The organism is Ottowia sp. SB7-C50, assembly GCF_033110285.1.
Lineage (GTDB): Bacteria > Pseudomonadota > Gammaproteobacteria > Burkholderiales > Burkholderiaceae_C > Ottowia.
In genome coordinates this window covers 838,107-852,712 of the sequence record NZ_CP136995.1, presented here as the reverse complement: position 1 = coordinate 852,712, position 14,606 = coordinate 838,107, and the positions used below count along the sequence as shown (strand labels likewise).

At 69.2% G+C, this 14,606-nt stretch carries 13 protein-coding genes and 1 tRNA gene; 8 read left to right on the top strand and 6 right to left on the bottom strand.

Features of this window, described 5'->3' with window-relative positions:
• Positions 1–8: 8 nt before the first annotated feature.
• A complete protein-coding gene (locus R0D99_RS04105) occupies positions 9–827 on the bottom strand; it encodes an enoyl-CoA hydratase-related protein (protein WP_317750105.1) in 819 nt (272 codons plus the stop codon).
• A 123-nt stretch (positions 828–950) separates the two neighbouring features.
• Between R0D99_RS04105 and R0D99_RS04100 the strand changes: the two genes are divergently transcribed.
• Both R0D99_RS04100 and R0D99_RS04095 read left to right on the top strand, forming a co-directional pair.
• Entirely contained in the window at positions 951–1,730 is a 780-nt protein-coding gene (locus tag R0D99_RS04100) for an enoyl-CoA hydratase (protein ID WP_317750104.1), read from the top strand.
• 55 nt (positions 1,731–1,785) lie between these two features.
• Positions 1,786–1,862: transfer RNA gene (locus R0D99_RS04095), tRNA-Met, on the top strand.
• Between the two features lie 51 nt (positions 1,863–1,913).
• Here R0D99_RS04095 and xdhB read toward each other — a convergent pair.
• The 3 genes from xdhB to xdhA are packed head-to-tail and all read right to left on the bottom strand — an operon-like array spanning position 1,914 to position 5,997.
• Positions 1,914–4,361, bottom strand: a complete 2,448-nt coding sequence (gene xdhB, locus R0D99_RS04090; protein WP_317750103.1) for a xanthine dehydrogenase molybdopterin binding subunit — start codon at positions 4,359–4,361, stop codon at positions 1,914–1,916.
• A complete protein-coding gene (locus R0D99_RS04085; protein ID WP_317750102.1) occupies positions 4,358–4,522 on the bottom strand; it encodes a hypothetical protein in 165 nt (54 codons plus the stop codon). The genes xdhB and R0D99_RS04085 overlap by 4 nt, the downstream gene beginning before the upstream one ends.
• Positions 4,519–5,997 (bottom strand): xanthine dehydrogenase small subunit, encoded by a 1,479-nt coding sequence (gene xdhA / locus R0D99_RS04080; RefSeq protein ID WP_317750101.1) that lies wholly within the window; start codon positions 5,995–5,997, stop codon positions 4,519–4,521. Before xdhA ends, R0D99_RS04085 begins: the two co-directional genes overlap by 4 nt.
• Before the next feature lie 110 nt (positions 5,998–6,107).
• Between xdhA and R0D99_RS04075 the strand changes: the two genes are divergently transcribed.
• The 5 genes from R0D99_RS04075 to R0D99_RS04055 all read left to right on the top strand — a co-directional run bounded on the left by R0D99_RS04075 (position 6,108) and on the right by R0D99_RS04055 (position 11,422).
• Positions 6,108–6,584, top strand: coding sequence for a nucleoside deaminase (locus R0D99_RS04075; protein WP_317750100.1), 477 nt, complete (start codon positions 6,108–6,110; stop codon positions 6,582–6,584).
• Between the two features lie 110 nt (positions 6,585–6,694).
• Positions 6,695–8,239: an ABC transporter ATP-binding protein gene (locus tag R0D99_RS04070; RefSeq protein WP_317750099.1), complete on the top strand. Its 1,545-nt coding sequence runs from the start codon at positions 6,695–6,697 to the stop codon at positions 8,237–8,239.
• Positions 8,226–9,287 carry an ABC transporter permease gene (locus R0D99_RS04065; protein ID WP_317750098.1) on the top strand — a complete coding sequence of 354 codons (1,062 nt, stop codon included), beginning with the start codon at positions 8,226–8,228 and terminating at the stop codon, positions 9,285–9,287. Before R0D99_RS04070 ends, R0D99_RS04065 begins: the two co-directional genes overlap by 14 nt.
• Positions 9,287–10,207 (top strand): ABC transporter permease, encoded by a 921-nt coding sequence (locus R0D99_RS04060; protein WP_317750097.1) that lies wholly within the window; start codon positions 9,287–9,289, stop codon positions 10,205–10,207. The genes R0D99_RS04065 and R0D99_RS04060 overlap by 1 nt, the downstream gene beginning before the upstream one ends.
• Before the next feature lie 57 nt (positions 10,208–10,264).
• Positions 10,265–11,422, top strand: a complete 1,158-nt coding sequence (locus R0D99_RS04055; RefSeq protein WP_317750096.1) for a BMP family ABC transporter substrate-binding protein — start codon at positions 10,265–10,267, stop codon at positions 11,420–11,422.
• Positions 11,423–11,504: 82 nt separating this feature from the next.
• On the opposite strand, the gene R0D99_RS04050 is transcribed toward R0D99_RS04055, so the two are convergent.
• Both R0D99_RS04050 and R0D99_RS04045 read right to left on the bottom strand, forming a co-directional pair.
• Entirely contained in the window at positions 11,505–12,368 is an 864-nt protein-coding gene (locus tag R0D99_RS04050; protein ID WP_317750095.1) for a lipid A biosynthesis acyltransferase, read from the bottom strand.
• Positions 12,365–13,201, bottom strand: a complete 837-nt coding sequence (locus tag R0D99_RS04045) for a lysophospholipid acyltransferase family protein (RefSeq protein WP_317750094.1) — start codon at positions 13,199–13,201, stop codon at positions 12,365–12,367. The genes R0D99_RS04050 and R0D99_RS04045 overlap by 4 nt, the downstream gene beginning before the upstream one ends.
• A gap of 142 nt (positions 13,202–13,343) precedes the next feature.
• Between R0D99_RS04045 and metK the strand changes: the two genes are divergently transcribed.
• Entirely contained in the window at positions 13,344–14,525 is a 1,182-nt protein-coding gene (gene metK, locus R0D99_RS04040; protein WP_317750996.1) for a methionine adenosyltransferase, read from the top strand.
• Positions 14,526–14,606 lie beyond the last annotated feature (81 nt).

Below are 14,606 nucleotides of genomic sequence, written 5' to 3'. Positions count from 1 at the left end.
TTCATGGATCATTCGCCCTTGAACTGCGCGGGGCGCTTTTGCAGAAAGGCGGTGACGCCTTCGATGTAGTCGTGCGTGAAGCCCAGGCGCGATTGCACGTCGCGCTCCAGGTCGAGCTGCTCGTCCAGGCTGTGGGTGTGCGCGCCGCGCAGCAGCGCGCGCGTGGCGACCAGCGCCTTGGTCGGCATGGCGGCCAGACGCTCGGCCATCGCTTTGGCGGCGGCAACCGCGTCGTCGGCCACGTCCCAGATCATGCCCATGGCCTTGGCGTCGGCAGCGCCGAGCTTGTCGCCCGTCATGCACAGCGCCATGGCGCGCGCCAGGCCCACGCGCTGCGGCAGCAGCCAGGTGCCGCCGGAGTCGGGCACCAGGCCGATCTTGCTGAAGGCCTGGATGAAGCTGGCGCCCGGCGCGGCGATGGCGATGTCGCACGCCATGGCCACCGACGCGCCGGCGCCCGCCGCCACGCCGTTGACGGCGCACACCGTGGGCACGCGCACGGCCATCAGGCGGCGCGTGGTCGGGTTGAAGGCCTGGTCGATCACCGGGCCGGGATCGGCGCGGAACATGATGTCGTCGCCGGCAGCGAAGTCGAATTCGGACAGATCGGCACCGGCGCAGAAGGCGCGGCCCGCGCCCGTCAGCACCAGCGCGCGGATGGACTTGTCGGCTTCGACCTGATCGAGCGCGGCCCACAGGTCGTGGTGCATCTGGCGCGTGAAGCTGTTCAGCGAAGCGGGACGGTTCAGCGTCAGGACGGCGGTGGCGCCTTCACGCGCGAACAGGACAGCAGGCTCGGCGGCAGCGCCGGGTGCGGGGGTGTTCATGGTTTCTTGTCTCCTCAAGCGGCAATTTACCATTAACCGACCCGACGGTCGGTTAACTTCGTCGCGTCGTGCCGGCTGGTTATAGTGCCAGCGAAAGCGCATTCATCACACAAGGAGAACCCCATGGCCTATGAATTCATCACCACCCGCACCGAGGGCGACAAGGTCGGCGTCATCACGCTCAACCGGCCCAAGCAGCTCAACGCCCTCAGCCCGGCGCTGATGGTGGAACTGGGCCAGGCGTTGAAGGCCTTCGACGCCGACGACGCCATCGGCTGCATCATCATCACCGGCAACGAAAAAGCCTTTGCCGCCGGTGCCGACATCGGTGCCATGGCGACCTACACCTTCGCCGACGTCTACCGCGATGACTACATCACGCGCGACTGGGAAACCATCCGCAGCATCCGCAAACCGGTGATTGCCGCCGTCAGCGGCTTTGCGCTGGGCGGCGGCTGCGAGCTGGCGATGATGTGCGACTTCATCATTGCCGCCGACAACGCCAAATTCGGCCAGCCGGAGATCAAGCTGGGCATCATCCCCGGGGCCGGCGGCACGCAGCGCCTGCCGCGTGCGGTGGGCAAATCCAAGGCCATGGACCTGGCCCTGACGGGCCGCATGATGGACGCCACCGAGGCCGAGCGCGCCGGCCTGGTCAGCCGCGTGGTGCCGCTCGACAAGCTGATGGACGAAGCGCTGGGCGCCGCGCTGATGATCAGCGGCTATGGCCGCATGGCCGTGATGGCGGCCAAGGAATGCGTCAACAAGGCCTTTGAAGGCACGCTGGCCGACGGCGTGATGTTCGAGCGCCGCCTGTTCCACGCGCTGTTCGCCACCGCCGACCAGAAGGAAGGCATGGACGCCTTCGTCAACAAGCGCGCGGCGGTGTTCAAGAACCAGTAAAGGCAAAAAAACCGCACCGCCGGTCGCCGCGATTGGCCTATAATGCGCGGTTGTCGGTGGTATAGCTCAGTCGGTTAGAGCGTGGGATTCATAACCCCAAGGTCGGTGGTTCGATTCCACCTACCACCACCATACCGAAGGCCCTGAACGGCGATGCGCCGCTCAGGGCCTTTTTTTGTCTGATCACCAGGCGCCGCTGACCGCGCGCAGCACGCGTTCCGGCGTGGCCGGGGCGTCCATCTGCACCGGCTTGCCGTCGGCGCGGGCGGCGGCCACGGCCTGGCGCATGGCTTCCCAGACGCTGATGGCGAGCATGAAGGGCGGCTCGCCCAAGGCCTTGCTGCGGAACACGGTGTCTTCGGCGTTGGCTTCGGGCCACAGGTGCACGGCAAAGTGCGGCGGCACGTCGCCGGCGGCGGGGATCTTGTACGTGCTGGGCGCCTTGGTGGTCAGCGCGCCCTGCTCGTTCCAGACCAGTTCTTCGGTTGTCAGCCAGCCCGCGCCCTGCACAAAGCCGCCTTCGATCTGGCCGACGTCGATGGCCGGGTTGATGCTGCGGCCGACGTCGTGCAGGATGTCCACGGCCAGCACGCGGTATTCGCCCGTCAGCGTGTCGATGGCGACTTCGCTGCAAGCGGCGCCATAGGCAAAGTAGAAGAACGGCCGGCCGGTGAGCGTGGTCTTGTCGTAGTGAATCTTGGGCGTGCGGTAGAAGCCGTCGCTCCACAGCTGGATGCGGTTGGCATAGGCGGCTTTCACCACGTCGGCAAAGGCGCGTTCGGCCTTGGGCGTGACGATCTTTCCGCCGCGGAATTCGACCGCGCCTGCGCCGCAGCCATCCAGCCCGCAGACGAAGGCGGCCAGGTTGTCGCGCACGGTGCGCGCGGCGGCTTGTGCGGCCTTGCCGTTCAGGTCGGTGCCGCTCGATGCCGCGGTGGCGCTGGCGTTGGGTACCTTGTCGGTGGCACTGGCGGTGACCAGCACGCGCGCCAGGGGCACGCCCAGTTCGTCGGCCACCACCTGCGCCACCTTGGTGTGCAGGCCCTGGCCCATTTCGGTGCCGCCGTGGTTCACCTGCACGCTGCCGTCGGTGTAGACGTGCACCAGCGCGCCGGCCTGGTTGAACAGCGTGGCGGTGAAGCTGATGCCGAACTTGACCGGCGTGATGGCCATGCCGCGCTTGAGGTGCGGCTGGCGGGCGTTCCAGGCATCGATGGCCTGCTGGCGCTGCCGGTACTTGGCCAAGCGCTCCAATTCTGGTAGCAGCTCGTGCAGGATGTTGTCGTCCACCCGCATCTGGTAATGCGTGGTGCAGCGCTCGGTGGCGCCGCGCGGGCCGTACAGGTTGGCCAAGCGCACGTCCAGCGCGTCCTTGCCCAGCGTGCGCGCGATGTCGCCCAGGATGGTCTCGATGGCGATCACGCCCTGCGGCCCGCCGAAGCCGCGAAACGCCGTGTGGCTTTGCAGATTGGTCTTGCAGCGGAAGCTGCGGATCACTACGTCGCCCAGGTAGTAGGCGTTGTCGGCGTGGAACACCGCGCGGTCGGCCACCGGCCCGCTCAGGTCGGCGCTGAAGCCGCAGTTGGCCATCATGTCCAGCGCCAGGCCGGTGATGCGGCCCTGGTCGTCAAAACCGACGTCGTAGTCGTAGGCGAACGGGTGCCGCTTGCCGGTGATCATGAAGTCGTCGTCGCGGTCGAGCCGCAGCTTGACCGGCGCGCCCGTCTTGCGCGCGGCCAGCGCCGCCCATACCGCCATGTGACCGGCCTGCGTCTCCTTGCCGCCAAAGCCGCCGCCCATGCGCCGGCATTCGACGCTGACCCGGTGGTTGTCGATGCCGAGCGCATGCGCCACCCAGTGCTGCACTTCGCCGGGGTGCTGCGTGCTGCTGAGGATGTGCCACTGGTCCTGTTCGCGCGGCACGGCCAGGGCGATCTGCCCTTCCAGATAGAAGTGCTCCTGCCCGCCGACGGCGAAGCGCCCTTGCAGCCGATGCGCGGACTGCGCCAGCGCGGCCGGCGCATCGCCGCGCGCCACCGTGACGGGCGGCAGCACGAAGCTTTGCACGGCCATGGCCTGCTCGATGGTCAGCACCGCGGGCAGTGGGGCGATGTCGAGCTTGACCGCGCGCGCCGCGTGGCGCGCGGCCTGCACCGTGTCGGCCACGATCAGCCCCACGACCTGGCCGACGTGCTGCACGACGTCGCGCGCAAAGATGGCCTCGTCGTGCACGAAGGTGGCCAGCACCGGGTCGCCCGGAATGTCTGCTGCCAAAACAATAGCGCGAACCCCAGGCCGAGCCAGCGCATCCGACGCATCCATACCCAACAGCCGGCCGTGCGCCACGGGCGACAGGATGGGCGCGGCGTGCAGCGTGCCGCGCGGCTCCGGCACATCGTCCACATAGGGCGCCAGGCCCTGCACCTGCGCGCGCGCGCTTTCGTGCGGGGGCGACGTGCCGCAGCTCGGCGCGTCGCCCACGGCCGGCGCCGCGGGCGCGGCCGGTCCCGCGCGCGCGCCCACGTCCTCGGGCGCGCTGGACGGCACGCCGCTGCTGCCAGCGTCGCGGCTGACCGGCGCGTCCGCCGACCGGGCGGCATACGGGGCGCTGTGAAACGGCGAATCGCTCATGGCGTGGGCTCGGGGTCTTGCACGGGTGGCGCGTCGCCCGGGTCGCGGCGCGGCAGCGGCGGGGCGCCCGGGTCTTCGGCGGGCGCGGGCGGCGCAAACGGGTCGGGGTCGCGCACGGGCGGCTCCTGGCCCGGCAGCGGCATGGGTCGGTGGGTGGTCATGGCAGTGTCTCCGGGGCCAGTTCGCCCAGGCGCAGCGCGCCGGGCTGCGACTGCGCCCAGGCGCGGCGCAGCAGGTTGCCCAGCACGGCGCGCCGATAGGCCTGCGAGGCGCGCATGTCGCTGATGGGTTGGAATTCGGCCTGCAACACCGCGCAGGCCGCGTCAAAGGTGGCCTGGCGGGCCGGCTGGCCGACCAGCGCGGCTTCGGTCTGCACGGCGCGCGCCGGCACCGCCGCCACGCCACCCGCGCCAACGCGCGCGGCGCGGATCACGCCGCCGTCGATCTGCAGCGCCACCGCCAGGCAGACGGCGGAGATGTCATCCTCGAAGCGCTTGCTGATCTTGTCGGCGCTGAGCCACTCGTTGGCGGCGGGCAGCGGCACCTCGATGCACGCCAGCACTTCGTCAGGCGCCAGCGCCGTCTTGCGATACGCCAGGTAAAAGTCTTCCAAGCCCATGCGGCGCTCACCCTGCGGTCCGGCCAGCACCAGCGTGGCGCCCAGCGCGATCAGCAGCGGCATGCTGTCGCCAATGGGCGAGCCGTTGGCGACGTTGCCACCCAACGTGCCGCTGGCGCGCACCGGCAAGCCGGCAAAGCGGTCAAAGAAGGGCGCCAGCCGCGGGCGGTCTTGCGCCAGCGCGTCAAACGCGTCGGTCAGCGGCACGGCCGCGCCGATTCGCAATGCGCCCTCTGTGCGCTCCAGGCGCCGCAGCTCGGCCACGCGCGTGACGTCGATGATCTGCGCATAGCGCCGGTGCTGCTTGGTGATCCACAGCCCGACGTCGGTGGTGCCCGCCGCCAGCAGGGCCTGCGGGTGCGCCGCGCGCCACGCCAGCAGATCGGCCAGCGTGGCGGGGCGGGCGTAGAAGGCGGCGTCAGGATTCGGCATGGAATCGGCCGCTGGCGCTGGTCCAGCGTGCGCAAGCTGCTCCAGTTTTTGAAGCAACGCTGCTTCGTCGACGGGCGCGTTCGGCCAGTGGTGCATGGTCTGCGCGGCATCCAGAATGGCGCGGTAGCCCGTGCAGCGGCACAGGTTGCCCGACAGCGCGTGCAGCGCCTGGTCGCGCGACACCGGCTGGCCGCCGTGGTGCTGGTGCAAGGTGAACAGGCTCATCACGAAACCCGGCGTGCAGAAGCCGCACTGCGAGCCATGGCACTCGACCATCGCCCGCTGCGCCGGGTGCAGGGTGGCGGCATCGGGTGCGATGTCGTCAGCGGTGAAAACGGCCATGCCGTGCGCGCTGTGCGCCAGGCGGATGCAGCTGTTGATGGCGCGGTAGTGCAAGCCGCCGTCGTCGCCCCGTTCGGCCAGCGTGATGGTGCAGGCGCCGCAGTCGCCACTGGCGCAGCCTTCCTTGGGCGCGGTGCAGTGCAGGTCGTCGCGCAGCAGATCGAGCAGGGTGCGGTCGGGCGGCACGTCGACGCAGGTGCGCACCTGGCCACGGTGGACAAAACGCAGGGTCGTCAGGCTCATGCGCGGCAGTATCGCGCGAAAACCGGCGCCTGCGGCGTGGGCGCGCCTGAACCTGCGCGGCGCGCAGGGATGTGGGCTACGCTTGGCCTTTCCACCACCCAGGGTTGAAGATGCCGCACTTTGACACCGACACCGCCGCCATGCGTCTTGCCATCGAGGCCTCGCGCCAGGCGCTGGCTGCAGGCGACATGCCTTACGGCGCCACGCTGCTGTCGCCCAGCGGACAGGTGCTGCTGACCGAGCGCAACCGGCAGGTGAGTACCAACGACTGCACCGCGCACGCCGAGATGGTGCTGGTGCGCCGAGCCACCGATCAGCTGGGCGCCGCGGCGCTGCACGGCGCCACCGTGTTTGCCAGTGGCGAACCTTGCGCCATGTGCGCCGGCGCCCTGTTCTGGGCAGGCGTGGGCCGCGTGGTGTACGCCGCCGCGCAGCCCGACATGGCAGCGCTGCTGGGCGGCCCGCTGCTGCCGGCGCGCGCGGCCGACCTGCTGGGCGCCGCCGCACCGCCGGTGGCGGTGACAGGCGGGGTGCTGGCCGACGAGGCGCTGGCCGTGCTGCGCGACGCGGCGGGCGGACCCGACTGAAACCCTCGCGCCGGTGATACATTGCGTAACGGCACCGCCACACCGGACCGCCCCGACACTACACATTCCATAGCTGCCCGCGCGCGCACCACATCGACCCACGGCCCGACATGACCGCCCGCCTGCAACTTTCCGGCATCACCAAACGCTATCCGGGCGTCGTCGCCAATGACGGGGTCTCGCTCACCGTGCAGCCGGGCGAAATCCACGCCGTGCTGGGTGAAAACGGCGCCGGCAAAAGCACGCTGATGAAGATCATCTACGGCGCCGTCAAGCCCGACGCCGGCGAGGTGCGCTTCGACGGCCAGCCGATGCACATCCGCAACCCGCAGGAGGCGCGGCAGCTCGGCATCGCGATGGTGTTCCAGCACTTCAGCCTGTTCGAGACGCTGAGCGTGGCCGAGAACGTGTGGCTGGGGCTCGACAAGTCGCTGGCGCTGCCCGAAGTCACGCGGCGCATTGTCGAAGTGGCCAGCGCCTACGGGCTGGACGTGGACCCCGGGCGGCCCGTGCACACCCTGGGCGTGGGCGAGATGCAGCGGGTGGAAATCATCCGCGCGCTGCTGACGCAGCCGCGCCTGCTGATCCTGGACGAACCGACCTCGGTGCTGACGCCGCAGGCGGTCGACAAGCTGTTCGTCACGCTGCGCCAGCTGGCGGCCGAAGGCTGCAGCATCCTCTACATCAGCCACAAGCTGCACGAAATTCGCGCGCTGTGCACCGCCTGCACGGTGATGCGCGGCGGCCGCGTGACGGGCACCTGCGATCCGCGGCAGGAAAGCAATGCCTCGCTCAGCCGCATGATGATCGGCGCCGAGCCGCCCGCGCTGGCCTACCGCGACCGCAGCCCCGGCGACGTGGTGCTGCGCGTGGACGCGATGGACCTGCCGCGCGAATCGCCCTTCGGTGTCGACCTGGTCGACGTGTCGATGGAGGTGCGCGCGGGCGAGGTGGTGGGCATTGCCGGCGTGTCGGGCAATGGGCAGCGAGAACTGCTGTTTGCGCTGTCGGGCGAAGACCAGCGCGCGGCTGCCGGGTCGATCGTGATCGCCGGCCAGCCCGCGGGCAAGCTGCCGCCGGGGCGCCGGCGCGCCCTGGGCCTGCACTTTGTGCCGGAAGAGCGGCTGGGCCGCGGCGCCGTGCCCGAGCTGGGCCTGGCGCACAACCTGCTGCTGACGCGGCGCGAGGCCGTCGGCACGCTGGGCTGGCTGCGCACCGGCCAGTTGCGCGAGCAGGCGGTGGGCATCATCGACCGCTTCAAGGTGAAAGCGGCGGGGCCGAACGCGCCGGCGCGTTCGCTGTCGGGCGGCAACCTGCAGAAGTTCATCATGGGGCGCGAGATCGACGCCAAGCCGACGCTGCTGATCGTGTCGCAGCCGACCTGGGGCGTGGACGTGGGTGCCGCGGCGCAGATCCGCGGCGAAATCCTGGCGCTGCGCGATGCCGGCTGCGCGGTGCTGGTGGTCAGCGAAGAGCTGGACGAACTGTTCGAGATCTGCGACCGCCTGCACGTCATTGCCAAGGGGCATCTGTCTCCTTCGGTGCACCGCAAGCACGCCACGGTGGAGCGCATTGGCGAATGGATGAGCGGGCTGTGGCACGGCGACGTGCAGCAGCACCTGCAGCACATGGAGGCCACGCATGCTGCGCCTTGAACCCCGCCCCGCCCCGTCGCGCGCCTGGACCTGGGGCTCGCCGCTGCTGGCGCTGGCCATCACGGTGGTCATCGGCGTCATCCTGTTCAGCGCCATGGGCAAGGACCCGGTGCGCGGGCTGCAGGTGTTCTTCTGGGAGCCGGTCAAGTCGGCCTACGCGCTGGGCGAACTGGGCGTGAAGGCAACGCCGCTGCTGCTGATCGCACTGGGGCTGGCGGTGTGCTTTCGCTCCAACGTGTGGAACATCGGCGCCGAAGGCCAGTTCGTCATCGGCGCCATTGCGGCCGGCGGCGTGGCGCTGCTGGCCGGCAAGGACACCGGGCGCTGGATCGTCTTTGCCGTGCTGCTGGCCGGCGTGCTGGGCGGCATGCTGTGGGCGGCCATCACGGCGTTTCTGCGCGACCGGTTCAACGCGGGTGAAATTCTGGTCAGCCTGATGCTGGTGTACGTGGCCATCCAGTTGCTGGGCTACCTGGTCTATGGGCCGTGGAAAGACCCGGCGGGCTACAACTTTCCGCAGACGCGCACCTTTGAGGCCGTCACGCAGATCCCCAAACTGATGACGGGCTCGCGCGTGAACGTCGGCGCGCTGATCGCGCTGGCGGGGGCGGCGCTGCTGTGGGTGTTCTTGTTTCGCACCCGGGGCGGCTTTGCGCAGCAGGTGGGCGGGCTGGCACCGGCGGCGGCGCGCTATGCCGGCTTTTCGTCGCGCCGCGCGCTGTGGACGGCGCTGCTGATCTCGGGCGGCACGGCGGGCCTGGCCGGCGCGCTGGAAGTCGCCGGGCCCATCGGCCAACTGACCCCTTACGTGCCGGCCGGCTACGGCTTCGCCGCCATCATCGTCGCCTTCGTCGGGCGGCTGCACCCGTTCGGCATGGTGCTGGCGGCCATTCTGATGAGCATGTTCTACATCGGCGGCGAACTGGCGCAGTCGCGCCTGGGCCTGCCCAAGTCGCTGACGGGCGTGTTCCAGGGGCTGCTGCTGTTCACGCTGCTGGCGTGCGACACCTTGGTGAATTACCGCATCCGCATGGGAAGGGGCCGCTGATGGACGCCTACGCCCTGCTCCTGGCCGCCACGCTCAACGCCGGCACCGTGCTGGCGCTGGCCGCGCTGGGCCTGCTGATCAACGAAAAGGCCGGCATCGTCAACCTGGGTGCCGAAGGCATCATGCTGTGCGCCGCCATCGCCGGCTTTGCCACGGTGGTGAACACCGGCAACGACTGGGCCGGCTTTGCCGCCGGCATGGCCGCCGGCGCGGTGCTGGCGGCCATCTTTGGCTGGCTGGTGATCTGGCTGAACACCAACCAGTACGCGACCGGGCTGGCACTCAGCCTGTTCGGCGTCGGCTTCTCGGCCTTCGTCGGCATCCGCTACGTGCAGGCCAAGCTGCCCGAGCGGCCGCAGTTCAACTGGCTGGGCCTGGGCGACGTGCCCATCCTCGGGCCCGCGCTGTTTCGCCATCATCCGCTGGTGTATGGCGCCATGCTGCTGGCCGCGGGGCTGATCTGGTTTCTGTACCGCACGCGCGGCGGCCTCGTGCTGCGCTCGGTCGGCGAGTCGCCCCAGTCGGCCCACGCGCTGGGCTACAACGTGCGGCTGATCCGCCTGCTGGCGGTGATCTTCGGCGGCGCCATGTGCGGACTGGCCGGCGCCTACCTGTCGGTCATCTACACGCCGCTGTGGGTCGAAGGCATGGTGGCGGGCAAGGGCTGGATCGCGCTGGCGCTGACCACCTTCGCCACCTGGCGGCCGGCGCGCGTGTTGCTCGGCGCCTATTTGTTCGGCGGCGTGACCATGCTGCAGTTCCACCTGCAAGGCCAGGGCGTGCAGGTGCCCAGCCAATTCCTTACCATGCTGCCCTACATCGCCACCATCGTGGTGCTGGCGCTGATTTCGCGCAATCCCACCTGGATCCGCGTCAACATGCCGGCGTCGCTGGGCAAGCCGTTCCATCCGGGGGGCTGATCTGGCATCCCGGTTCTAGAATCCCTTTTCCAACCCACCATGCCGACGAGGAAGGCCATGACGAAACTGAACAAACGCAACCTGTTGAAGCTGGCAGCCCTGTCGGCCGCCGCCGCCACGCTGGTGGCCTGCGGCAAGAAGGAAGAAGCCGCCCCTGCGCCGGCCCCCGCGCCTGCGCCCGCCCCGGCCGCTGCCAAGGCCGACCCGCTGAAGGTCGCCTTCGCCTACGTCGGCCCGGTGGGCGACGGCGGCTGGACCTTCGCGCACGACAACGCGCGCAAGGCCGTCGAAAAGGAATACGGTGACCGCATCGTCACCAGCTACGTCGAGAGCGTGCCCGAATCCGCCGACGCCGAGCGCGTGCTGCGCGACATGGTCGGCCAGGGCAACAAGCTGATCTTCGGCACCACCTTCGGCTACATGGAGCCGATGCTGAAAGTGGCCGCCGACAGCAAGGACGTCAAGTTCGAGCACGCCACCGGCTACAAGCAATCCGAGAACCTGCGCACCTACGACAGCCGCACCTACGAAGGCGCCTACATGGCTGGTGTGATCGCCGGCAAGATGACCAAGTCCAACGTGCTGGGCGTGGTGGCGTCGATCCCGATTCCCGAGGTGATCCGCAACATCAACAGCTTCACGCTGGGCGCGCAGAGCACCAACCCCAAGGTCACGACCAAGGTGGTGTGGGTCAACGAATGGTTTAACCCGCCGAAAGAGACCGAGGCCGCCACCGCCCTCATCAACGGCGGCGCCGACGTGCTGATGCAGAACACCGACTCTTCCGCCGTGCTGCAGACGGCCGAGAAGATGGGCAAGCGCGGCTTCGGATGGGACAGCGACATGACCGCCTACGGGCCCAAGGCGCACCTGGGTTCGGCCATCATCAACTGGGCCCCGTACTACATCAAGGCCGTGGGCGAGGCGCTGGACGGCAAGTGGGCCTCGGGCAAGACCTGGTGGGGCGTGAAGGAAGGCACCATCGACCTGGTGTCGCTGGCGGCCGACGTGCCTGAAGACGCCAAGAAGGCGCTGGACGACGTCCGCGCCGGCCTGAAGGCGGGCACCTACCAGATCTGGAAAGGCCCGATCAGCGACAACACCGGCAAGGAAGTGCTGGCCAAGGACGCCGTGGGCGACGACCAGTTCCTGGGCGGCATCAATTTCTTCGTCAAGGGCGTCGAGGGCAAGGTGCCGGGCGGCGAGAAGAAGTAATTCCCGTCGCTGCACCGCGACGAATGACCGCGCCTTCGGGCGCGGTTTTTTTTGGCGCGCCGCCATGCCGCCGGGCGGCGGGTCAATACACCGGTGGCTGCCCCGGCGGGCGGGTCTTGAAGCGCTTGTGCACCCAGTAGTACTGCTCGGGCATGGTGCGGATCCAGGCCTCCAGCCGCTGGTTCATCAGCGCCGTGTCGGCCTCGACGTCGTCGCCCGGATAGCCGGCCCACGCGGGTTCGACCTGCACTTCGTAGCCGCCTCGCGTCATGCGCGTCACCGTGGGCACCACGCGCGCCCGGCCCAGGCGCGCCAGCCGCGGCAGCGACGGCACGGTGGCGGCGGGCACGCCGAAGAAGGGCACGAAGATGGACTCTTCCGGCCCCAGGTCCATGTCGGGCAGCAGGTACAGGTAGCGCCCTTCGCGCAGTGACTTGATCACCGGCTTGATGCCGTCGCGGCGGTTGATGAGCACCACGTCGCCGAAGCGCTCGCGCCCCGCGCGCACCCAGGCGTCGGTCGCCGCGCCCGACTGCGGGCTGTAGATGCTGCCGCCAATGCGCACCGCCTGCTGCATGATGGCCGCGCCGCCGGCATCCATGCCGTAGAAGTGCGGCGCGAACAGCACCGCGGCCTCGGGCTTGCGCAACTCGTCCACCGCGCCCACCAGCCGGATGCGCGCCCGCACCACGGCGTCGGGCGCGTGCCAGACCCAGGCGCGGTCGATGAACGACTGTGTAAACAGCACGAAGCTGCGCCGCGCCACGTCGATGCGCTGGCGCTCGCTCCATTCCGGAAAGCACAGCCGCAGGTTGGTCAGCGCCACATGCCGCCGCCGCCGCGCCAGCACGAACAGCAACCGCCCCAGCCCGCCACCCAGCGCGCGCAGCACCGGCAGCGGCAGGTGCGCCAGCGCGCGCATCAGAAGGACGCCAGGGTGCTTCATGCCGCTTCGCTCCTCGGTGTCTTGTAGCGGCCATAGCCCCACAGGTACTGGCCGGGCCGCTCGCGGATCAGCGACTCCAGCGCGCCGTTGATCTGCGCGACGGCGGTCTCCAAATCGTCGCTCAGCGCTTCAGGAAAAGTCCGCAGGTGCAGCCGGAACCCCTGCGCGTGCGGCAGCCGCTCGCCCCAGGCCAGCAGCGGCGTGGCACCGGTCTGCTGGATCAGGCGGGCGGCCAGCGTCATGGTGTAGGCCGGCCGGCCGAACACCGGCGACCACACGCCCTGCCCCTGCGGCGGCACCTGGTCGGGCAGCAGCCCGACGGCGCGGCCGGCGCGCAGCGCGCGGATCATCTGCCGCACGCCGGCCAGCGTGGTGGGCGCCGTGTCGACACCCTCGCGCCGGCGCGCCTGCTCGACCACGTCGCGCAGCAGCGGCTGGCGCGCGGGCCGGTACAGCACTGTCATGGGGCCAAAGCGCGCGGCGTAGTGGGCGCCCACCACCTGCGCGGTGATCTCGAAGCAGCCCATGTGCGGCGTCATGAAGACGATGCCGCGCCCGCTGGCGTAGGCCGCGTCCAGCACATCCTGATGCTGCAGCCACTGCAGCGGCACCGGCGCGCCGAACCACAGCCGCGGCATCTCCAGCGCCATGCGGCCGGCATGCGCCACGCAGGCCCGCACCTGGCCGAAGCCGTAGCCGGCTTGGGCGGCGTTTTCGCGGATGCGGCGCCGGTACGTGGGCGAGGCCGCCCACGTCAGCCAGCCCAACCCGGCGCCCAGCGCATGCAGCAGCCAGAGCGGCCAGCGCGAAGCGAAGCGATACAAGGCCAGCATGACAAGTGCATTAAAATCGCGCGGTCGCCGAGTTACGGAACTACTTGCAGGGCGACGTTAAACCATTCTGCTAAAGCGTTCGCCAGTGCTCCCGAAAGTTTGGCAACGCAGTGTTCAAACCTCAGGAGTTTATTCAATGGAACTGGCGAACAGCTTTCTCTTCACCTCTGAATCCGTGTCCGAAGGCCACCCCGACAAGGTGGCCGACCAGATTTCGGATGCCATCCTCGACGCCATCTTTGCGCAAGACCCGCGCAGCCGCGTGGCCGCCGAGACGCTGACCAACACCGGCCTGGTCGTGCTGGCCGGCGAAATCACCACCAACGCCACGGTCGACTACATCCAGGTCGCGCGCGACACCATCAAGCGCATCGGCTACGACAACACCGAGTACGGCATCGACTACAAGGGCTGCGCCGTCATGGTCTGCTATGACAAGCAGAGCAACGACATCGCCCAGGGCGTAGATCACGCGTCAGACGACCACCTGAACACCGGCGCCGGCGACCAGGGCCTGATGTTCGGCTACGCCTGCGACGAGACCGACACCCTGATGCCCGCGCCCATCTACTACGCGCACCGCCTGGTCGAGCGCCAGGCGCAGCTGCGCAAGAGCGGCAAGCTGCCCTTCCTGCGCCCCGACGCCAAGAGCCAGGTGACGATGCGCTACGTCGACGGCAAGCCGCACAGCATCGACACCGTGGTGCTGTCCACCCAGCACCACCCCGACCAGAGCGAGACGCAGACCAAGATGAAGGCCAGCTTCAACGAGGCCGTCATCGAGGAAATCATCAAGCCCGTGCTGCCCAAGGAATGGCTGAAGGACACGCGCTACCTGGTCAACCCCACCGGCCGCTTCGTCGTCGGCGGCCCGCAGGGCGACTGTGGCCTGACGGGCCGCAAGATCATCGTCGACACCTACGGCGGCGCCTGCCCGCACGGCGGTGGCGCCTTCAGCGGCAAGGACCCGACCAAGGTCGACCGCAGCGCCGCCTATGCCGCGCGCTACGTGGCCAAGAACATCGTCGCCGCCGGCATTGCGCGCCAGTGCCAGATTCAGGTGGCCTACGCCATCGGCGTGGCCGAACCGATGAACATCACCGTCTACACCGAAGGCACCGGCAAGATCAGCGACGAGAAGATTGCCCAACTGGTGCGCGAGCACTTCGACCTGCGCCCGAAAGGCATCATTCAGATGCTCGACCTGCTGCGCCCCATCTACGAGAAGACCGCCGCCTACGGCCACTTTGGCCGCGACGAACCGGAATTCACGTGGGAAAAGACCGATAAGGCTGCGGCCCTCAAGGCCGCAGCAGGGCTGTAAACCCACCGCGCGCCAGCGCGGCATCGGTCTTTCAGCGCAGGCTCATGTCGGCGCAGCCGACGTGAAGGCGCCGTCAGGCGC